This is a genomic window from Actinokineospora terrae (genome assembly GCF_900111175.1).
GTDB classification, from domain to species: domain Bacteria; phylum Actinomycetota; class Actinomycetes; order Mycobacteriales; family Pseudonocardiaceae; genus Actinokineospora; species Actinokineospora terrae.
Genome location: NZ_FOGI01000001.1, coordinates 811,610 through 831,143, shown reverse-complemented (window position 1 = coordinate 831,143; position 19,534 = coordinate 811,610). Strand labels below are relative to the sequence as shown.

Sequence of the window (19,534 nt, the reverse complement as noted above, 5' to 3'; positions counted from 1 at the left end):
TCCGAGACGGCGGTGGGGGTGTGTCGGCACGATGACAGACAGTGTTAACTTGATTAATTCCAGAAAGAGCGGGAGACTGGCCGCGTGCCCACCGCCCCCGAGTTCCGGCAGATGCTGCGCGACGTGTCGTTGCGGGTCACCGGGCCGCGGGTGGCGGTGTTGACGGCGGTGCACGGGAATCCGCACGCGGACACGGACTCGATCATCGGGGTCGTGCGTGGGGAGCTCGGCGCGGTGTCGCACCAGGCCGTGTACGACGTGTTGCGGGCGTTGACCGCCGCGGGGCTGGTGCGCCGCATCGAGCCGCCGGGGTCGGTGGCGCGCTACGAGGCCAGGGTCGGCGACAACCACCACCACGTCGTGTGCCGGTCCTGCGGCGCGATCGCCGACGTCGACTGCGCCGTCGGGTTCGCCCCGTGCCTCACCGCCTCCGACGCCCACGGCTTCACCATCGACGAGGCCGAGGTCGTCTACCGGGGACTGTGCCCCCGCTGCTCCACCACAACCACACCACCTTTCCCGTCCTGAGAGGATTCGCGTGTCCGAAAGCCCGAACGCCCGCGTTGGTGACATGAATGAGGAGAGCGCAGGCGGGTGCCCGGTCTCCGCGGGGCGGTTCAACCACCCGACCGAGGGTGGCACCAACCACACCTGGTGGCCCAACCAGCTCAACCTCGCCATCCTGCGCAAGCACTCCGCGGTCGCCGACCCGTTCGGCGGTGAGTTCGACTACGCCGCCGAGTTCAAGACCGTCGACCTCGACGAGTTGGCCGCCGACGTGGACGCGGTCCTCACCACCTCCCAGGACTGGTGGCCTGCCGACTTCGGCCACTACGGCCCGTTCATGATCCGGATGGCCTGGCACAGCGCGGGCACCTACCGGGTCCAGGACGGTCGCGGCGGCGCGGGCGCGGGCATGCAGCGCTTCGCCCCGCTCAACAGCTGGCCGGACAACGGCAACCTGGACAAGGCGCGCCGCCTGCTGTGGCCGGTCAAGCAGAAGTGGGGCCGCAAGGTCTCCTGGGCGGACCTGATGATCTTCACCGGCAACCGCGCGCTGGAGACCATGGGTTTCACCACCTTCGGCTTCGCCGGTGGCCGCGCCGACGTGTGGGAGCCCGACCAGGACGTCTACTGGGGCCCCGAGCGCACCTGGCTCGGCGACGAGCGCTACTCCGGTGACCGCGACCTGGAGAACCCGCTCGCCGCGGTCCAGATGGGACTCATCTACGTCAACCCGGAGGGCCCCAACGGCAACCCGGACCCGCTGGCCGCCGCGCGCGACATCCGCGACACCTTCGGCCGGATGGCGATGAACGACGAGGAGACCGTCGCGCTCATCGCGGGCGGCCACACCTTCGGCAAGGCGCACGGCGCGGCCGACCCCGACCAGCACGTCGGCGCGGAGCCCGAGGGCGCGGCGCTGGAGGAGCAGGGCTTCGGCTGGCGCAACAGCTTCGGCTCCGGCAAGGGCCGCGACGCCATCACCAGCGGCCTCGAGGTCACCTGGACCGCGACGCCGACCCGGTGGAGCAACAGCTTCTTCGAGAACCTGTTCGGCTACGAGTGGGAGCTCACCAAGAGCCCCGCGGGCGCACACCAGTGGCAGCCCAAGGACGGCGCGGGCGCCAACACCGTGCCCGACCCGGAGTCCGGTGAGCTGACCCGCCCGCCGACAATGCTGACCACGGACCTGTCGCTGCGGTTCGACCCGATCTACGAGCCGATCTCCCGCCGCTTCCTGGAGAACCCGGACCAGTTCGCCGACGCGTTCGCCCGCGCGTGGTTCAAGCTGACCCACCGCGACATGGGCCCGATCCAGCGCTACCTCGGCCCGCAGGTGCCGCAGGAGGAGCTGATCTGGCAGGACCGCGTGCCGGTGCTCGACCACGAGGTCGTCTCCGCCGAGGACATCGCGGCCCTCAAGCGCGAGATCCTCGACTCGGGGCTGACCGTCGGCCAGCTCGTGCGCACCGCGTGGGCGTCGGCGTCGACCTTCCGCGGCAGCGACAAGCGCGGTGGCGCCAACGGTGCCCGCCTGCGCCTTGAGCCGCAGCGCGGCTGGGAGGTCAACGAGCCCGACGTGCTGGCGGGTGTGCTGAGCACCCTGGAGGGCATCCAGGAGCGCTTCAACAGCGCGCAGACCGGCGGCAAGAAGGTCTCGCTGGCCGACCTGATCGTCCTCGGTGGCAACGCCGCGGTCGAGCAGGCCGCCAAGGCCGCGGGCCGGGACGTCACCGTGCCGTTCACCCCGGGCCGCACCGACGCGACCGCGGAGCAGACCGACGCCGAGTCGTTCGCCCCGCTGGAGCCGACCGCGGACGGCTTCCGCAACTACCTCGGCAAGGGCCACCGCCTGCCCGCCGAGTACCTGCTGGTGGACCGGGCGAACCTGCTCACCCTGAGCGCGCCGGAGCTGACCGTCCTGGTCGGCGGCCTGCGCGTGCTGGGCGCCAACCACCGCGGTTCCACGGCCGGTGTCCTCACCGACCGCCCGGAGACGCTGACCAACGACTTCTTCGTGAACCTGCTCGACATGGGCACGCAGTGGAAGCCGACCAGCTCGGACGCGGACGCCTTCGAGGGCCGCGACCGGGCGACCGGCGAGGTCAGGTGGACCGGTTCCCGGGTCGACCTGCTGTTCGGCTCGAACTCCGAGCTGCGCGCGGTCGCCGAGGTTTACGCCAGCGCCGACGCGGGCGACAAGTTCGTCACCGACTTCGTCGCCGCCTGGACCAAGGTCACCGACCTGGACCGCTTCGACGTCGCGTAACCGAACACCCAGCGCGCCCGGTCCCCGTCGCGGGACCGGGCGCGCTGTCGTTCGCGCCTATGCTGGCCGGTGTACCCCGAGCGGAGAGAGCACCCGATGAGCACACCCCAGCCGGACAACCCGGACGTCGTCGACGCCGAGGTGGTCGAGGCCGCCGAACTCGTCGAGCGCCCCACTCCCCCGCTCACCGAGGTGGTCGAGGCCGCCCCGGACTACACCGACGCGGGCGTCCCGACCTTCGACTACGTCCGCGACCGCATCGAGTCCCGCGCCGCCACCGCCACCGGATCCACCGACCTGGCAGGCCTGGGCGGCACCGGCCCCACCACCGAGTCCCTGGACGACCAGCTCGCCAAGCGCGAGGAAGCAGGCCGCGCCCGCCTCGCCGAGATCCGCAAGGCTATGGGCCTGGACTAGCCCACACCCGGCGGACTGCGGTCCGCCGGGTGTGGGCCACAGCACACAAGCGGCCATTCCGCCACGGCAGGATCATGCCACCAGCCGATTCCGGTGACGATGGCAGAAAGCTGCCGTCGTCGGAATCCCTGTCATAGAGCGATGGGGAAATGCCGGTCACCTAACCGCCAACCGGGTGAGAACAGCAATCGAATCCGGACCCACGCACCGGATTCGACGACCGGCGCAATCGGACATCCGGTGTGGTCCGCCGGGAAATCCATTGCGGCCGAATGGGTCAGGCGGCAGCGATGTGCCGCAGGGTGGCGCGGAGCACAGTTGTCACCATGGGTGATGACGTCGGGTGGGCTGTTCGGTCCCGGCGCGCAGTCGGTGGGGCGATGTTGTTGCTGGTCAAGGGGTTCCGCGTCGAGGGTGGCCGAGGGGTGTGGTCACGCTGAGTGTGCGGTGGTGACCGGCAAACAATCCATTTGGGTCTGGGGCGGTCGGTTAACGTCGAGGGCGCAGTGCGGAAATCAGGCCGATCAACCGTTGTGACGACTGGAGGACACCCATGTCCGCAGGTTCTCGGATCGCCGCCATCGCCGCGGTGGGCGCCGCTGCCGCGGTGGCGCTCGCCGCGCCCGCGTCGGCCTCGACCGACTGGCCGGTGCCGACCGCTTACGTGTTCACCTTTCCCACGCTCGACGAGTGCGTGACCGCCGGGGTGCGGGCGGAGGACGGGAACGTCTTCACCTTCGCCGGGTTCACCTGCCGCCCCGGCATCGCGGGGTACGACCTGATCGGCGAGCCCACCGGCGCCTCGTTCACCGACGCCTACCTGTTCACCACCGCCACCCTGACCGACTGCCAGACCGCGGGCACCAACGGCGAGGCCGCCTCCCCCGCCGCGTGGAACAGCCACACCTGCCGATCCGGCTTCACCGGCTACGACCTCCTCGTCACCAGCTGACCCACGACCGGGGTCCCCGCGGTTCGCCCGTGGGGCCCCGGTTCACGTCGGCCAAACATCGCGGCGAGCACGGTCACGGCAGGCCAGTTCGCCAGGCCAGGTCGCACCAAGTCAGGTTGCGGCGAGTGCGGTCGCGGCAGCCGGTTGTGGCGGTCGTGTCGCACCAGGTCTCGTCAGGTCGCTTCACAGCGGCACGATCGCGCCAGCCCTGTGCCCGGCAGCCCAGTCAGATAGCTTCGCGGCGATCCCGATCGCGGCCAGTCAGTTCGCAAGGGGCAGGGCAGGTCGCTGCTGCTCAGGTTGTGGCGAGGTCGGTGAGTAGTCGGGCGGCTTTGGGGCTGCCCATGCGCTCGTACGCGGTCGCGGCGGCGCGGCGGTGGGACTCGGCGGTGGTGTGGTCGCCTGCGGCGCGGGCGGTGGTGGCGCGCAGCAGGTGGATCTCGGCCTGCAGCGCGCTGTTGTCGAGTTGGTCGGCCAGGAGTTCGGCGTCGGCGAGGGCGTGGTCGGCCGCGATGTGGTCTTGGTTCGCGGCGTGGACGGCGGCGGTGGCCAGGATGGACTTGGCGAGGACGCTCTTGGCGTTCGCGGCGGCAGCCAGGCGCGCGGCCTCGGCGAAGGTGTCGAGCGCCTCGGCAGTACGACCGAGGCCGACTAGGGCGCGGCCGACGAAGAGGGTCTGCATCGCCGTGCCGCGCTTGCGGCCCAACGCGATGTTGATGTCGCGGGCGGTGCTGAACCAGTGCAGGGCGTCGTCGAACCGGCCGGTGCGCAGGGCGAGGTTGCCGGTGAAGTCGTAAGTCGACGCACGGAGACGGTCGGTGTCGGCGAGGGCGCGGGCCTGGTCGAGTTCGGCCGCGGCGTCGTCGTAGCGCTCGAGTTCCTGGTACGCCTTGGCCAACAGGCACCGACAGCGGGACTCGGCGGCGACGTGACCGTCCACTATGGCAGACTCCACGGCGAGACGGCCAGCGTCCACCCAGGACGCCAGCGGGCGACGGGAGTCGTAGTACGCGAAGGTCGCCTCGAAGAGCTGCCACACGATCGCGTGCCACCCCTTCTCGGCGCAGGCGCGCATGGCTGCGGCGATGTTGCCGTGTTCACGTTCGAACCACGCGAGCGCGGACCGGGGACTCATCGGAAGGTCGGCGCCGTCGAGGAATAGCTCGGGGTCGTACACGCGCAAGCGTTCGCGCCCCGTAGCGGCGACATCCGCGGCGGTCGCACCGAGTTGCCACCAGCCGACAGCGCGGCGGAGAAGCGTCTCACGTTCCACATCGGACGTCTCGGCGTCCGCGACCCGCAGAGCGTGCGCACGAACCAAGCGGTGCATGGCATATCGGTCGTCGGAGCGTTCTTCGACCAGGGCGGCGGCGTGGAGTTGTTCGAGCGTGTCCCGCAGCCGAGCCACGGGCGACTCGACCATCGCGGCGAGCACCTCCAGCCCGAAGTCGTGGCTCACCAGCAGGCCGAGTGTTTTGTAGACGGTCCGAGCGTCGTCGGAGAGATCGGCGTAGACCGCGTCGAACACGGCATTGACCCCACCGAACACCCGACCCGCTTCGGCACCGCGGAGTTCGTCGACGAGTCGCTTCACTGTCCACTTCGGATGCACGGCGAGACGTGCACCAACCACGCGCACGGCAAGCGGAAGCAGGCCGCACAGCTGGACCAACTCGACCGCCGCGTCGATCTCGTGGTCGACCCGGCCGTCTCCGCACACCCCGCGCAGCAGGTCGAGCGCGTCGGGAGTCTCCAACGGTTCCAACAGGACCGGCACCGCGCCATCGGCGTGCAGGTCCTCCAGTGTCGTGTTGCTGGCGACCAGCACCAGCCCCGCCGCGGAGTTGGGCAGCAGCGCCTCGACCTGTCCAGCGTCGGTGACATCGTCCAGCACCGTGATGAGCCGCGTCTTGGCCGTCAACGATTGGAAGAGGTCGCGGCGTTCCTGGAAAGTGGTCGGCATCAACGGATCCGGCACGCCCAGCGCCTTGAGCAACCGCCCCAACGCCTCCGCGGGCGACTGCCCCTCCGCCCCGAAACTCGCGTGCAGCGCCCCATCGGGAAACTCCGCCGCCAACACCGAGGCCACCTGCCGCACCAACGCCGTCTTGCCCACGCCCGGCATCCCCCGAACCGCCACCACGACGGGCCGCCCCGGCCGCGGCTCCGCACCGATCAACGACCGCACCGCGGCCAGGTGCTCGACCCGGTCGACGAACGCCGCGGGCCCGGCAGGCACCAACGCCGGAACCGCCGCGGGCAACTGCACCGGCAAGAAGGTCACCGACCCGATGTCCCGAGCCTGCACAACCTGCCCGGCCACCCCGCCCAGCACATTCCGCACCTCGTCCACAACCCACCCCCAACGCCCCGACCCGGAGCCTCACGGTACTGCACGCCCCTCCCCGACTAGCTCAGATCACACCTCCTCCCCCTCGCACGGCCCTACACCCAGCACCGCCGCACGTGAGAGCTCCCGGCTCGGCACTCGCAACCCCGGGACCCGCGGCACTTGACCGGGTCTCTTGGTTCCCCGGGCCACGTGGCCCAGACCCCGGCGAGGATCACCCGGTTCAGCGACAGAAGTTGTCCACATGTCGATCTTGGGAGCCCCTGTTTCAAGATCCACTGTCGGGGGGTGCCGGTAGACTGGGACCTGGGACGCCCCCCGGTGAGGGTGGGGGCTGGGCCGGGTAGGGACCGCGCGCGAAGCGGGTGGTGTGGGGGGTTAGAGGGTGACGGCGGGTAAGGCTGAGGGCGCGGCTTAGAGGGGGACGGCGGGCGGGGGCGGGGTTGAGAGGGCGACGGTGTGTAGGGGCGAAGGCGGGGCCTCGTAGGCGACAGCGGGCAGGGGACGAGGCCTAGTGGGCGACGGCGGGCCGGAGGCGGGGCCTAGTGGGTAACGGTGAGGAGGGGGTGGAGGTCGCGCTTAGAGGGCGATGGTGGGCAGGGAGCGTAGGCCGCGCCTAGAGGGCATGGGAGAGCAAGAGCAGGGCGCGAACCACGGGCGCCCTTAGCCGCGCGGTGCTCTGCTGCGTGTGAGGCGGTGAGCGCAGTCGAAGGTCAGGTGGCCCGAGGCAGAGAACGCAGCCGAAGGTCGGGCGGCGGGGGTTGCTACGGTGCGGGGAAGGCGTACCGGTGGGGGATGGGGCTGGTGGGGGACAGTGACCGGCGTGTGGGAGACGGTTCGGGGGGAGCGGCGGGTTTTGGTGGTGGTGCGGACTCCGGCGGCGTGGGGGCGGTTGGGGGATGTGTTGCCGGGGCTGTTGGGGGATCTGAGGGTCGAGGTGGTGTTCACCGTCGACGAGGGGTCGGTGTTTGCGGGGGGACTAGAGGGTCGACTCAAGGCGGCGGGGGCGGTAGTCGTGCCGTGGGGGCAGGCCTGCCGGGAGAAGTTTGACTTGGCGGTGGCGGCTAGTGACAACGGCGCGCTGCATCTCCTCAACGCCCCACTGGTTCTTATGCCCCACGGCGCGGGTTATCACCGGCGAGCGGCGGCAGACCCAACAGCGGTGTCAGGCCTAGCCGGACTAGTCAAGAACGGCCGCGTAGTCCCGCACACAGTCGTGGTCGCCCACGAGCGGCAGGTAGCAGCACTCAAGTCAGTCGACCCCCGCGTGCACGCCGTACTCACCGCCGACCCCTGCCTCGACCGGATCACGGCCAGTGCCGCCCACCGTCACCGCTACCGCCGGGCTTTCGACGCCGATGGCAGGCGCATGGTGCTCCTCTGCTCGACCTGGGGTCCGCACTCCCTCTTCGGGACGGATCCCCGCCTAGCCGAACGGCTGGTCTCCACCCTCCCCGCCGACGAGTACCGCGTCGCGATGACGCTGCACCCCAACGTCTGGCAGCGGCACGGTCCGCTCCAGGTTCGCGCGTGGTTACGCCAAGCCCTCGCCGCCGGGCTCGCGTTGGTCCCGCCGGGGCACGACTGGCGGCAGGCGATGGTCGCGGCCGATCTCGTCATCTCCGACCACGGCTCGCTGACCAGCTACGCCGCCGCGGCGGGCAAACCGATCCTCTTAGCGGCGGACGGCGGCCCCGAGGTCATCGCCTCTCCCCTGTCCCGCCTGCTGGCCTCGCTCCCCCGCCTCCCGCCGGACGGTCTCCCCGACGCCATCCCCACCCCGGTCGACCCGGCGACCGTGGCCACGATCTTCCACCGGCCCGGCACCGCGGCCGCCACCATGAACGCCCTGTTCTACCGGATCATGGACCTGCCCGTCGCCGATCCCCGCCCCGCGGAGCCGATCCCCCCGGGAGAGGTCGAACTCACCGACCCCACGCACTACCGCACCACCATCCGCGACGCCCGCACCAGCTCCGCCCACGCCCGCCTCACCATCCGGCGCACCACCGCGCGCCACGGCGACTCCGGTGGCTCCCTCAGCGCCGCCGACACCACCCCGGACATCGCGCTCCTGGAGTCCGCCTCCGCGATCTGGGCGGATTTCCCTTTCCACAGCAGGGAAAACGCCGTCGAGCACATCAGGTCCTTGCTCTCCCGTCTTCCCGGCGCCAGACTGGCCACCGCGAAGACGCCAGACGGCACGGTCGTCGCCGCGTTCCGCGACGGCTCGCTGATCTCCGCCAGGACCTCGACCACCCTGTCGGCCACCACGGCCGCGCTGCACTGGTGGTCCACCCAGGCGCGGCGCCCCCGGCGGATCGAAGTGGACGCGGGCGCGGCGTCCGGCGCTGTCGAACCGCGCTAGCCGTCCCGCTTTTGGCAACAAGACTTGTCGGTCCTCGCGCGCCATCCCCACACTGGGGCCTCGGCGCCGCCCAGCACGCCGGGCGGCGACCGGCACACCCCTACCGGTCGACGGATCCCGTTGGCCCGCGGGGAAAGCCGCACTCACCGCACCGATCCGAGGAAACGCCAATGCGCACACGAGCCGTCGAAGTGGCCGCGCGGACACCCCACGAGTCCCCCACCCCGCACCCGACCGACGTCCCCGCCCCGAGTCGAGGTGCCCGCCGATGAGCGCCGACACGACGACCCCCGTCGAGGTCGCGAGCAAGCGGCTGCCGCTCGGGGTGTACCTGCTCGCGTTCAGCCTGCTGGCCATGGGCAGCGCGGAGTTCCTGGTGGCCGGGGTGCTGCCCGCGATCGCCGACGACCTGGGCATCTCGCTGTCCGCGGCGGGCGCGCTGATCACGGCGTTCGCCATCGCGGTGGTGATCGGCGGGCCGCCGATGGCCGTGCTGACGCTGCGGTGGCCGCGCCGGACGACGCTGGTGATCACGCAGCTGGTGTTCGCGGGCGCGGTCGCGGTCAGCCTGCTGACCGACAACTACGCGGTGATCCTGGTGGCGCGCTTCGTCTGCGGCATCGCCTACGCCGGGTTCTGGGCGGTCGCGGCGGTCACCGCGATCAGCCTGGTGCCACCGGAGAAGACCGCGCGCGCCTCGGGCGTCGTGGTCAGCGGGCTCAGCGTCGCGATGATCGCGGGCGGCCCGGCCAGCGCCCTGCTGAGCCACTTCACCGGCTGGCGCGGCGGGTTCTGGGCGGTGTTCGCGCTCACCCTCATCGGCGCGGCGCTGACCATCGCTGCCGTTCCCGCGACCAAACCCGCGGCGGAACCCAGTGTGCGGCAGGAACTCCGGGCGATGAAGCAGACCCGGCTGGTCGCGGTGTACGCCGCGACCCTGCTGAGCACCGCGGCCTACATGATCACCTACAACTACCTCGCGCCGCTGCTGACCGATGTCACCGGGCTCGACTCGGTCTGGGTGCCGCCGATCCTGACGCTGTTCGGCATCGGCGCGTTCGTCGGCATCTCCATCGGCGGCCGGATCTCCGACGTGCGGCCGTTCCACGCGCTGCTGATCGGCGCGGTCGGCATCGGGGTGTGCTCGGTCGCGCTGGCGGTGCTGGCGGAGTACGACCTGGCGGTCATCGTGATCGTGGCGCTGATGGGCGTGGCCGGGTTCGTGTTGAACCCGGCCATCTACGGGCGGGTGTTCACCCTCGCCTATGCCGCGCCCACGCTGGCCGGTTCCACGGCGGTGTCGATGTTCCAGCTCGGCATCAGCCTGGTGCCCATCCTCGCGGGCGTGGCGCTGAGCGCGGGCGCGAGCCTGACGGTGATCCCGTGGATCGGCGCGGGCCTGGCGGTGCTGACCATCCCGGCGATCCTGGTGGACCAGACCATCACGCGTCGACAGCCGTAGCGCGGTCGGCTGAGCGAGCACGGCCCGGAGACCCCCTGTCCGGGCCGTGTTCGCGTGTCCGGGGCCGTTGCCGTTCCCGGGACGATCATTGACACCCCCCACCACCCGTGTGACGATCCATTCCGGAGTCAGCCGAGAACCGTTCGGCCACAACGACTCCGCCGCACCCGCTGCTCACCCGTGCGCCGCGGCCCCTGCCGCGAGAACCCCGCTCAGCTGGTCCCCACGAGGGAGGAACGAGCCTATGTTCAACGAGCTCGGATATGAACTGGGAAGTTGGACGCTGTCGCGCATCGAGGACCCCGACACCCCGCTGCAGAGCACTTTCTCCTTGCTGGAGATGGAGTGGGACCTGCTGCCCGAGGTGTTCCCCCCGTACACCGACCCGGGGCCGGGGCTGTTCGCCTCGTGGGTCCCCTATGTCGCGGGACAACGGTTCCTGGAGATGGGGTGCGGCGCGGGCGTGTCCGCCGTGCTCGCCGCCCAAGCCGGGTGCTCGCAGGTGGTGGCGCTCGACATCAACCCCGCCGCGGCCAAGAACGCCGCCCGCAACGCCGAACGGCACGGGGTCGACGACCGCGTGACCGCGGCGACCAGCGACCTGTTCGAGGCGCTGGAGCCGACCGAGACCTTCGACGTGATCTTCTGGAACAGCCCGTTCATCGAGGCCCCGGAGGACCGGCAGTACGGCAAGCACATCGAGCGGGCCGTCCTCGACCCCGGCTACGGCCTGCAGCGGCGGTTCTTCCGCGACGCGGGCGCGCACCTGGTCGACGGCGGCAAGGTCTACCTGGGCACCAGTGAGGTGATGGGCAATCCGGAGAAGATGCTGCGCGCTGCCACCGACGCCGGGTTCGAGGGTCGCGTGTACCGCTCTGCGGCGGTCGATCTGCCCGCGGCCGACTTCGACCAGTCCGCGGCGGTCAGGGCCAACACCAACGAACACGGGATGATGGGGATGGACTTCACGATGTACGAGTTCGACCTGAGGTGACCTTCCCCCGTCAGCACGAGCGACACCGAGAGAGGGAGAGAAGTGACTGTCGAGTTCTTCGACCCGCCGGACCTGCCCGAGCCCTACGGCTGGCGCCAGCTGTCGGTCGGCACCGGCTCCAGGCTGGTGTTCCTCAGCGGACAGACCGCGCGCACGCCGAGCGGCGACCTGGTCGGCCCGGGTGACCTGGCGGCGCAGACCGAGCAGGCGTACCTCAACGTCGCCAGAGGGCTGGCCGCGGTCGGCGGCACCTTCGACAACGTGGCGCGGCTCAACATCTACGCGGTGGACTGGTCGCTATCCAAGTGGGACGAGGTGACCGCCGGGGTGAAGCGGGCGTCGGACCGGCTGGGCATCGACCTGGTCCGGCCGACGACGCTGATCGGGGTGGCGACCCTGGCCGAGCCCGAGTTCCTCATCGAGGTCGAGGCGACCGCGGTGCTGACCTGATCCACCCTCCACAAGCGACGATGTCCTCGCCCCGGCCCGGGCGAGGACATCGTCGTTCACGCGGTGGTTCACCAGAGCCGGCGGGTCCGCGCGTAGTACTCCCGCAGCAGCTTGAGCAGGTCCGGGTCGAACCGCGAGGTGAAGACCAGTTCGGCGGGCGGGGTGATCTCCGGGTCGATCTCGGCGACCCAGGCCTCGATCGCGGGCCGCAGGTCCATCCCGATCCAGCGGTGCCAGTCGACCGGCAGCGTCCAGTCCTGCTCGGGGCCGATGGCGAACTGCTCGATGAAGGTGTTGCTGACGATCTGCTCGCGGGTCATCGACTGGATCGGTTTGCGGATCGGGGTGAACAGGTCGAAGTCGTGCGCGGTGGGCTCGCCGAGGATCCTGGCCGCCATCTCGGTGGCCACCAGCGGCGAGAGGTGCAGGCCGTCCCGGTAGGTGCCCGTCATGATCCACAGCCCCGCCATGCCGCCCGCGCCGAGCAGCGGGAAGCCGTCCACGGAGATGGGCCGGTTGCCGACCTGGACCTTCTGGATCGGGCTCTCCCACAGGCCCATCCGGATCTGGCGGTGCGCGCACTGCAGCAGGAACACCAGGTCCCGCATGTCGGCGACCTCGCGCGGCCGGGTGGACACGACGTTGGTCGCTCCGATGTAGACCTCGCCGTCGCCGCGCGGGACCAGGTGCAGGCCGCAGGCGAAGGACCGGTTGGGCGTGCGGATGACGCTGCTGGGGGCGGTGCCGTCGAAGGTGCGCATGAGGACGGACACGCCGTACCCGCTGACCAGCGGCGGCATCCGGTCGCCGACGGGCAGTTGGTCGAGCAGGGTCTGGGTGCGCGAACCCGCGGCGAGGGTCACCTGGCCCGCGGTCAGCTTCTCGCCGTCGGTCAGCGTCACTCCGGTCACCCGGTCGCCGCTGTGGTCCACTGTGGAGGCTTCGCTGCCGATGATCGTGCCGCCCGCGGCGGTGAAGGCGTTCTGCAGCCGCAGGACCAGCGCGACGGTGTTCACCGCGTGCTCGCCGGGGATGTGGAAGGCCCGCAGCGGGCGGGAGATCGGCTCGGCGTCGACCCAGTCGAGGTCGAGCGGGTCGACGTCCTCGAACGGCTGGTCGTAGCGGGTCAACTCCTCGCGGATGGCGCGGAAGTTGGTGTCGTCGATCTCCGCCATGCCGATCGCGTTGAGGATGACGGTCGTGCCGTCCGCGGTGACGACCTCCTCCGCCGCGCCGTCACCGAGTCCGTCGAGCCATTCCGGCCACATCCCGGTGGCGCGGATTCCCAGTTCCAGCTTGGTCCGACCCGCGTCGCCGGCCACCAGCGTCGTGGTCACCTCGCCGAAGCAGCCGAGCATCGCCCCGGCCGCCGAGGTGCCCGCGTAGGGGCGGTGCGGTTCGCCGAGCACGGCCACGTCCTGCCCGCGCCTGGCCAGTTCCAGCCCGAGCGACAGTCCCAGCACCCCGTTCCCGACGACGATCACGTCAAAGTTCTTCTTGGGCACACCGGTGGAACTCATGGGGGTTCCCATCCTCTTCGAAGGAAACCGCACAGCGAATAGGTGGAATGGCGCACAGCGGGTTCTCGCGCATTCCGTGCGGTCCCTAGATAATGGCACCGAAGCGGACAGCGGACAATGCGCGTCCCGGAAACGGCAACGCGCTCGGCTATTCGGCGGCTATTCCGGTTTCACCCGCATGTGGATGCGCTCGCCCTGCGGGCCGAGGATGTTGAGCACCTCGACCGCGCCGTCGCCGGTGCTGCCGAACCAGTGCGGCAACCGGGTGTCGAACTCGGCCGCCTCGCCCGCCTCCAGCACCATGTCCTGCTCGGCGAGCACCAGCCGCAGCCGCCCGGAGACGACGTAGAGCCATTCGTAGCCCTCGTGCGTGCACAGTTCCGGGGTGCTGCGGTCGGGCGGGATGATGGTCTTGAAGGTGTGCAGCGGGCTCGGCTGCCTGGTGAGGGCGAGCACCACGCTTCCGTCGACCCGCCGCGGTGTCGGCCGGATGCGCGGGTCGGCGACCTCGGGGCCGCCGATCAGCTCGTCGAGCGGGATCCGGTACGCCCGCACGATGGGCAGCAGCAGTTCCAGGCTCGGCCTGCGCTGCCCGACCTCCAGCCGGGACAGGGTGCTCTTGGAGATCCCGGTCAGCTCCGAGAGCGCGGACAGGCTCAGCCCGCGCTGCGACCGCAGCCGCTTGAGCCGGGGACCGACCCCGGCGAGCGCGAAGGCGATGTCGTCGATCGGGGCCATGCCGCCATGAGACCAGCATGTCCCGGAAACGGCAACTATCGTTGCCCATCCCGCACCGATCGGGTCACCATGGCGGCGGAGGTGATCACAGGGATGACAACGCACGACTACGACACCGTGGTGATCGGTGCTGGCGCGGCCGGGCTCAACGCGGCCCTGCTGCTGGCCAGGGCCCGGCGCCGGGTGGCGGTGGTGGACAACGGCCGCCCCCGCAACGCCCCGGCCGCCCACATGCACGGATTCCTGTCCAGGGACGGCATCGCGCCCCCGGTGTTCCTGGACGTCGCCCGAGCCGAGGTCCTCGGCTACGGCGCCACACTGATCGACGCGTCGGTGTCGGAGGTGACCGAGGGCTTCACGACCACTTTGGACACCGGGCAGACATTGAGCGCCAGAAGCCTCGTGGTGGCAACAGGTCTACGCGACGAGCTACCGGACATCCCCGGCGTCCGAGAACGCTGGGGCCGCGACGTGGTGCACTGCCCCTACTGCCACGGCTACGAAGTCCGCGACCGCCCCCTCGGCATCCTCGGCACCAGCCCCGGCGCGGTCTTCCACGCCCAGATGCTGCGCCAGTGGTCCGCGGACGTGGTGCTGTTCGCCCACACCCTGGACATGACGGCCGAGGACCGCGCACAACTCCACGCCAGAGGAATCCAGGTCATCGACGGCCCCATCCGATCGGTGGTGGTAACCGACGACGCGGTACGCGGGGTAGAACTGACCGACGGCACCCAGATCGCCCGCTCCACCGTGTTCGTAGTGCCCCGAATGGTGCCTCGCGACTCGCTACTCAGAGCCCTCGGCTGCACCGTAGGCCCTGACGGCTGGATCGTGGTCGACCGCGCGGGCCAGACGACCGTACCGGGGGTCTTCGCAGCGGGGAACGTCATCGACCCCCGCGCCCAAGTAGTCACGGCGGCGGGAATGGGCTCCGCAGCAGGCTTCGCCATCAATATAGCCCTGGTACAGGACGACATCACCAGCGCCCTCACCACCCCCGCCCACGCCACCTAACCCACACACTCCGCCCAACCAGGGCCGAGGTTGGCCCCCAACAACGTTGGCCACCACGCACCCCTGAACAACGTTGGCCAACCCCGCGCTCCTCGGAGTCGCTGGTGCCAACCCGGCTCGATGGGGCGGACTTGTTTTGCGTGGGGGAGAATGACCCGTAGCGTCGTTCGCGGACAGGGCCACGCTTTTCGGCCCCTGCTTTGCGGTCCTGCCACGGGTTATTCAGGGGCCCCGCGCAAAACGAGTTCGCCGCATCGAGCAAAGCTCGAAACTCGCGCCCCACCGCGATGCCGAAGGCGAGCCGTCGATCGTCGACGCCGCAGGCGAGACCGAGAGCCACCGCCCCCAGCCCAAGATCAAATCGCCCAAAGCAGCCCCCAATGCACAGCCTACCGGGAAGCACCGACAGAACCGGCCGAGCGACCAAGCACCCTGTGGACAACCCCCTCACTCCTCCACAGGCGGCGACTCCCCCCACCCCCAAACCTTCAACGACTCCCTCTCCGGCGGCCGACTCCCCCGCCGAGAATTAGCCATAGCCCCCCGCGACCCCCACTCCATATAAGCCACAAACGCCGACCGAAACGCCCGGTCCGAAGGCAACCCCACCTCATCCGCCGCCTCCAGGATCAACCGCACCCACCGCTCCCGCTGCTCAGGCTGGATATCGCGCCCCCGGTGCTTGGACAACAACCGCGGGAACCCCCCGTGCTCGGAGGTGTAGAGCCGGGGCCCGCCGAAGACCTCGCCCAGCATGATGGCGACGTCCTTCGGGTGGTCGGCGGTCATGTGGCGGAACATGGGGGCCAGCAGGTCGTCGGCGAGGACCTTCTTGTAGAAGGCCTCGGTGAGGCGTTCCAGTGCCTCGGCGCCGCCTGCCCATTCGTAGAGGGTGGGGATGGGGTCTGGCATCGGGGTGCCCTTTCCTGGGTGGGTGGCTCACAAACCGAGGGAGACGCCGATCATTTCCTTCATGATCTCGGTGGTGCCGCCGTAGATGGTCTGGACGCGGCTGTTGGCCCATTCCTTGGCGATGGGGCTTTCCTTCAGGTAGCCGCTGCCGCCGTAGAGCTGGAGGCAGCGGTCGGCGACGCGGACCTGGAGTTCGGTGGTCCACCACTTGACCTTGGCGGCGTCGGTCACCGTGAGGCGGCGGGCGTTGAGCTCGGTCACGCAGTGGTTGAGGAAGACGCGGGCCAGGGTGATCTCGGTGTCGAGGGTGGCCAGCAGGAACCGGTTGTGCTGGAAGCTGCCGATCGGCTGCCCGAACGCCGTGCGGGTGGTCGCGTACGCCAGGGTCTCGGCGAGCATCTTCTCCGCGGTCGCGACCGCCACCGTGGCGATGCACAACCGCTCGCGGGGCATGCCCGCCATCAGGTACCCCTGCCCGGCGTTCTCCTTGCCGATCAGGTTCGCCGCCGGGACGCGGCAGTCGTCGAAGAACAGCTCGCTGGTGTCGCTGGCCTGCCACCCCAGCTTCTCCAGCTTGCGGCCGCGGGTGAACCCCGGCGTGTCCCGCTCCACCACCAGCAGGCTGATCCCCTGCCCGCCGCGCGCGGTCGGGGTCTTCGCCGCCACCATCACGAGGTCCGCGTTCTCCCCGTTGGTGATGAACGTCTTCTGCCCGTTGAGGACGAACCAGTCCCCGTCGCGCACGGCGGTCGTGCGGATGCCCATCAGGTCGGACCCGGCGTCGGGTTCCGTCATCGCGATCGCGGCGACCAGCTCACCGGCGCACACCCCGGGCAGCCACCGGTCCCGCTGCTCCGCGGTGGTCCGAGTGGCCAAATAGGACGCGATGATGTCGTTGTGCGCGACGAACCCCGGCGCGGTAACCCGCGATCGGACCAGCTCCTCGATGAACACCGCCACGTACCGGAAGTCCGTCACCCCCGCCCCGCCGTGCTCCACCGGCACGCCGAGGCCCAACAGCCCGGCCTTGCCCGCCTTGCGCCACACCTCCCGGCTGATGACGCCGTCCCGCTCCCACTCGTCGTGGTACGGAACCGCCTCCCTCGCGAGGAAGACCCGGCACAGGTCGCGGAACTCCTCGTGCACCGACTCGTAGACGTTGTGCTCCACCGCGGTTCCTCCCTCAGCGCCGGACGAGGTGTTCGTTGAGCTGGTGGTGCGCGATCCGCAGGGTGTGGCCCGGGTCGGCGAAGGCGGCGAAGTGCCCGCCGGGGATCTCGACCTGGCGGCTCTGCGCACTGCTGTGCGCGCCCCACCGCCGCATCTGCTCGGGGGTGACGTAGACGTCGTCGCGTGCGGCGATGGTGGTCAGCGGGAACCCGACCACCAGCGATTCGTCCACGTGGAACTGTCGCCGGATCGCGTAGTCCTCGCGCATCAGCCGCACCAGGTACCCGGCCATCGCCTTGTTGGCCAACAGTTCCGGCGCGGTGCCGCCATCGGCGCGGATCTTGTCGAGCAGTTCGGCGTCGGTGAGCGTGGTCGTCTCGTCACCCGGGGGTTGCAGCGCGGGCGGCAGCGCGGCGGAGACGATGGACCGCACCGGCGGTCTACCGACGACGCGGGCGACCGCGTCGGCGACCGCCAGGCTCAGCATCGCGCCGAAGCTGTGCCCGAAGGTGCCGTAGCGCAGGTCGCTGACCTGGTCCCACGCCTGCATCAGGTCGGCGGCGACGTGGTTGGCCATCGACGCCACCAGGTCGCGGTAGTCGGTGATCCTGGCCTCCCGGTTGCGGGTGCCGCGGCCCGGGTGGTCGATGCCGATGACCCGCACCGACGCGGTCTGGAACGCTTGCCACGAGCGGTAGATCGACGAGGTCGCGCCCGCGTAGGGCACGCAGTACAGGCGCACGGGTTGCGGCGGCACGGGTCACTCCCCCAGTCCGCCGGCGATCTTCTCCGCCAGCATGATGGTGGTCAGGTTCGTCGGGGCGCTGGGCATGGTCGGGAACACCGAGGCGTCGACGACCCGCAGGTTGCCGATCCCGTGCACCCGGCACCGCTGGTCCACAACGGACATCGGGTCGCTCGCCGGGCCCATCCTGGCCGAGCCGATCGCGTGCCACCCGGGGCTCATGACGTTGCGGACGGCGCTGCGCAGCACGGTGTCGTCGGCGACCATGGCGTCGTTCCACAGCTGCACCTCGGTCAACCGCGCGGCGAACCGCTCCGACCGCAGGATCCGCCACGCCGTGCGGACACCGTGGGCGAGGCGGTCGACGTCGTCGTCGACCGAGCCGAAACCCAGTTCGATGACCGGCGAGGCGCCGGGGTCGGCGTCGGGCAGCAGGACCCGGCCGCGGGAGGCGGGTCGCAGCAGCATCACCGAGATGCCGACCACCATCGGCCAGCCGAGCCGGTTGACGAACCCGGGGATCGTCGCGGTCTCCACGTTGTTGAGCAGCCAGACCTGCAGGTCCGCCGCCTGGCCGTCGCTGGACACCCTGGCCGCGACCTGCCGCCACGGGATCCCCGGCCTGCACAGGCCGTCGCGCGGCTTGGCCCAGATGACGACCGACGGGTGGTCGACGAGGTTCTCGCCGACGCCGGGCAGGTCGACGACCGGGGTGACGCCGAGGTCGGCGCAGGTGTCGGCCGGTCCGATGCCGGAGCGCAGCAGGACGGCGGGCGAGCCGACGGCACCAGCGCTGAGCACCACGTTCCTGGCCGTGACCCGCACGGTCCTGTTGTCCTGCAGCAGTTCCACGCCGGTCACCCGCCGCCCGTCGAGCAGCAGCCTGGTCACCCGGCAGCCGGTCCTGATCTCCAGGTTCGGCAGGTCCCGCACCGGGGCGAGGTAGCCGCTCGCGGTGTCGACCCGCTCGGTGCCGACCGTGTTGGCCGGGACCGCCCCGACCCCGACGTCCACCCCGGCGTTGAGGTCCGGCAGGTCGGGCACGCCCATCCGGCGGCACTCGTCCCAGAACGCGAGGTCCAGTTCGTGCAGCTGGTCGCGCCGGGGTCGGCGGATCGGGATCGGGCCGCGGACGCCGTGGTCGCCGCCGGGGAAGTCGGTGTCGCGCTCGACCATCTTGTAGAACGGCAGCACCCGGTCCCACGACCACTCCGGGTTCCCCATGGCCACCCAGTCCGCGAAGTCCCCCGGCAACGCCCGCATCGCGACCGCCCCGTTCACCGCGGAGGACCCCCCGACCACCTTGCCCAGCCGGTAGGGGAACCGCCCCCACAACGCCCGCGACCGCGCCACACCTGCCCCGACCGTCGCGTGCTCCCGGGCCCGCCCGCGCAGGTTGGCCTGGTAGTCCCAGTTGAACCCCTCCAGGATCAACCTCGTCCCGTCCCGCAACGGGTTGACCACCTCCCGGTCCACCGGCTGGTCGACCCCGGCCTCCACCAACAACACCCGATGCCCCCGCGCCGCCAACCGCGCCGCCACCACCGCCCCCGCCGACCCGGCGCCGACGATCACGTGCTCCCACTCGGCACTCATGAACCCCACCTCCCGGGCAGTCCCAAACCCGCTCCGATACCCCGGGCTCCCTGACGACACTTCCGGTCGG

16 protein-coding genes are annotated in these 19,534 nt (G+C 70.6%); 9 read left to right on the top strand and 7 right to left on the bottom strand.

Annotated elements, in window-relative coordinates; genetic code table 11:
* Positions 1-84 precede the first annotated feature (84 nt).
* From BMY07_RS03295 to BMY07_RS03280, 4 genes are all read left to right on the top strand, one after another.
* The gene (locus BMY07_RS03295; protein ID WP_092774866.1) at positions 85-528 is read left to right on the top strand and encodes a Fur family transcriptional regulator; all 444 of its coding nucleotides are present in this window, start codon (positions 85-87) and stop codon (positions 526-528) included.
* A 10-nt stretch (positions 529-538) separates the two neighbouring features.
* Positions 539-2,773, top strand: a complete 2,235-nt coding sequence (gene katG, locus BMY07_RS03290; RefSeq protein WP_092774865.1) for a catalase/peroxidase HPI — start codon at positions 539-541, stop codon at positions 2,771-2,773.
* Positions 2,774-2,869: 96 nt separating this feature from the next.
* A complete protein-coding gene (locus tag BMY07_RS03285) occupies positions 2,870-3,190 on the top strand; it encodes a hypothetical protein (protein WP_092774864.1) in 321 nt (106 codons plus the stop codon).
* Positions 3,191-3,743: 553 nt separating this feature from the next.
* Entirely contained in the window at positions 3,744-4,142 is a 399-nt protein-coding gene (locus BMY07_RS03280; RefSeq protein ID WP_092774863.1) for a hypothetical protein, read from the top strand.
* 295 nt (positions 4,143-4,437) lie between these two features.
* Here the strand turns inward: BMY07_RS03280 and BMY07_RS03275 are convergent, their stop codons facing one another.
* The gene (locus BMY07_RS03275; protein ID WP_245782164.1) at positions 4,438-6,495 is read right to left on the bottom strand and encodes a tetratricopeptide repeat protein; all 2,058 of its coding nucleotides are present in this window, start codon (positions 6,493-6,495) and stop codon (positions 4,438-4,440) included.
* A gap of 1,159 nt (positions 6,496-7,654) precedes the next feature.
* Here BMY07_RS03275 and BMY07_RS03270 point away from each other — a divergent pair.
* The 4 genes from BMY07_RS03270 to BMY07_RS03255 all read left to right on the top strand — a co-directional run bounded on the left by BMY07_RS03270 (position 7,655) and on the right by BMY07_RS03255 (position 11,766).
* Entirely contained in the window at positions 7,655-8,860 is a 1,206-nt protein-coding gene (locus BMY07_RS03270; protein ID WP_143073321.1) for a hypothetical protein, read from the top strand.
* A 268-nt stretch (positions 8,861-9,128) separates the two neighbouring features.
* Positions 9,129-10,322 carry an MFS transporter gene (locus BMY07_RS03265; protein WP_092774861.1) on the top strand — a complete coding sequence of 398 codons (1,194 nt, stop codon included), beginning with the start codon at positions 9,129-9,131 and terminating at the stop codon, positions 10,320-10,322.
* A gap of 244 nt (positions 10,323-10,566) precedes the next feature.
* A complete protein-coding gene (locus BMY07_RS03260; protein WP_092774860.1) occupies positions 10,567-11,316 on the top strand; it encodes a methyltransferase in 750 nt (249 codons plus the stop codon).
* Between the two features lie 42 nt (positions 11,317-11,358).
* Complete coding sequence (locus BMY07_RS03255) at positions 11,359-11,766, top strand: RidA family protein (RefSeq protein WP_092774859.1); 408 nt, start codon at positions 11,359-11,361, stop codon at positions 11,764-11,766.
* A 68-nt stretch (positions 11,767-11,834) separates the two neighbouring features.
* Here BMY07_RS03255 and BMY07_RS03250 read toward each other — a convergent pair whose 3' ends face one another.
* Entirely contained in the window at positions 11,835-13,286 is a 1,452-nt protein-coding gene (locus BMY07_RS03250) for an NAD(P)/FAD-dependent oxidoreductase (protein WP_092774858.1), read from the bottom strand.
* 159 nt (positions 13,287-13,445) lie between these two features.
* Positions 13,446-14,024, bottom strand: a complete 579-nt coding sequence (locus BMY07_RS03245) for a helix-turn-helix domain-containing protein (RefSeq protein WP_092774857.1) — start codon at positions 14,022-14,024, stop codon at positions 13,446-13,448.
* 93 nt (positions 14,025-14,117) lie between these two features.
* Here BMY07_RS03245 and BMY07_RS03240 point away from each other — a divergent pair, with 93 nt between their 5' ends.
* Entirely contained in the window at positions 14,118-15,041 is a 924-nt protein-coding gene (locus tag BMY07_RS03240) for an NAD(P)/FAD-dependent oxidoreductase (RefSeq protein WP_218150572.1), read from the top strand.
* A 447-nt stretch (positions 15,042-15,488) separates the two neighbouring features.
* Here the strand turns inward: BMY07_RS03240 and BMY07_RS03235 are convergent, their stop codons facing one another.
* The 4 genes from BMY07_RS03235 to BMY07_RS03220 are packed head-to-tail and all read right to left on the bottom strand — an operon-like array spanning position 15,489 to position 19,464.
* On the bottom strand, positions 15,489-15,953 hold the full coding sequence (locus BMY07_RS03235; protein ID WP_092774855.1) for a group II truncated hemoglobin: 465 nt from the start codon (positions 15,951-15,953) through the stop codon (positions 15,489-15,491).
* 27 nt (positions 15,954-15,980) lie between these two features.
* The gene (locus BMY07_RS03230) at positions 15,981-17,123 is read right to left on the bottom strand and encodes an acyl-CoA dehydrogenase family protein (protein ID WP_092774854.1); all 1,143 of its coding nucleotides are present in this window, start codon (positions 17,121-17,123) and stop codon (positions 15,981-15,983) included.
* 13 nt (positions 17,124-17,136) lie between these two features.
* Positions 17,137-17,880 (bottom strand): thioesterase II family protein, encoded by a 744-nt coding sequence (locus BMY07_RS03225; protein ID WP_092774853.1) that lies wholly within the window; start codon positions 17,878-17,880, stop codon positions 17,137-17,139.
* Positions 17,881-17,883: 3 nt separating this feature from the next.
* Complete coding sequence (locus tag BMY07_RS03220) at positions 17,884-19,464, bottom strand: GMC family oxidoreductase (RefSeq protein WP_092774852.1); 1,581 nt, start codon at positions 19,462-19,464, stop codon at positions 17,884-17,886.
* Between the last annotated feature and the right edge of the window lie 70 nt (positions 19,465-19,534).

Bases quoted from the DNA above. Each gene is read 5' to 3' on its own strand.
- BMY07_RS03285 (WP_092774864.1), top strand. From the start codon at position 2,870: ATGAGCACACCCCAGCCGGACAACCCGGACGTCGTCGACGCCGAGGTG.
- BMY07_RS03235 (WP_092774855.1), bottom strand. From the start codon at position 15,953: ATGCCAGACCCCATCCCCACCCTCTACGAATGGGCAGGCGGCGCCGAG.
- BMY07_RS03220 (WP_092774852.1), bottom strand. From the start codon at position 19,464: ATGAGTGCCGAGTGGGAGCACGTGATCGTCGGCGCCGGGTCGGCGGGG.
- BMY07_RS03250 (WP_092774858.1), bottom strand. From the start codon at position 13,286: ATGAGTTCCACCGGTGTGCCCAAGAAGAACTTTGACGTGATCGTCGTC.
- BMY07_RS03245 (WP_092774857.1), bottom strand. From the start codon at position 14,024: ATGGCCCCGATCGACGACATCGCCTTCGCGCTCGCCGGGGTCGGTCCC.
- BMY07_RS03240 (WP_218150572.1), top strand. From the start codon at position 14,118: ATGACAACGCACGACTACGACACCGTGGTGATCGGTGCTGGCGCGGCC.
- BMY07_RS03280 (WP_092774863.1), top strand. From the start codon at position 3,744: ATGTCCGCAGGTTCTCGGATCGCCGCCATCGCCGCGGTGGGCGCCGCT.
- BMY07_RS03260 (WP_092774860.1), top strand. From the start codon at position 10,567: ATGTTCAACGAGCTCGGATATGAACTGGGAAGTTGGACGCTGTCGCGC.
- BMY07_RS03265 (WP_092774861.1), top strand. From the start codon at position 9,129: ATGAGCGCCGACACGACGACCCCCGTCGAGGTCGCGAGCAAGCGGCTG.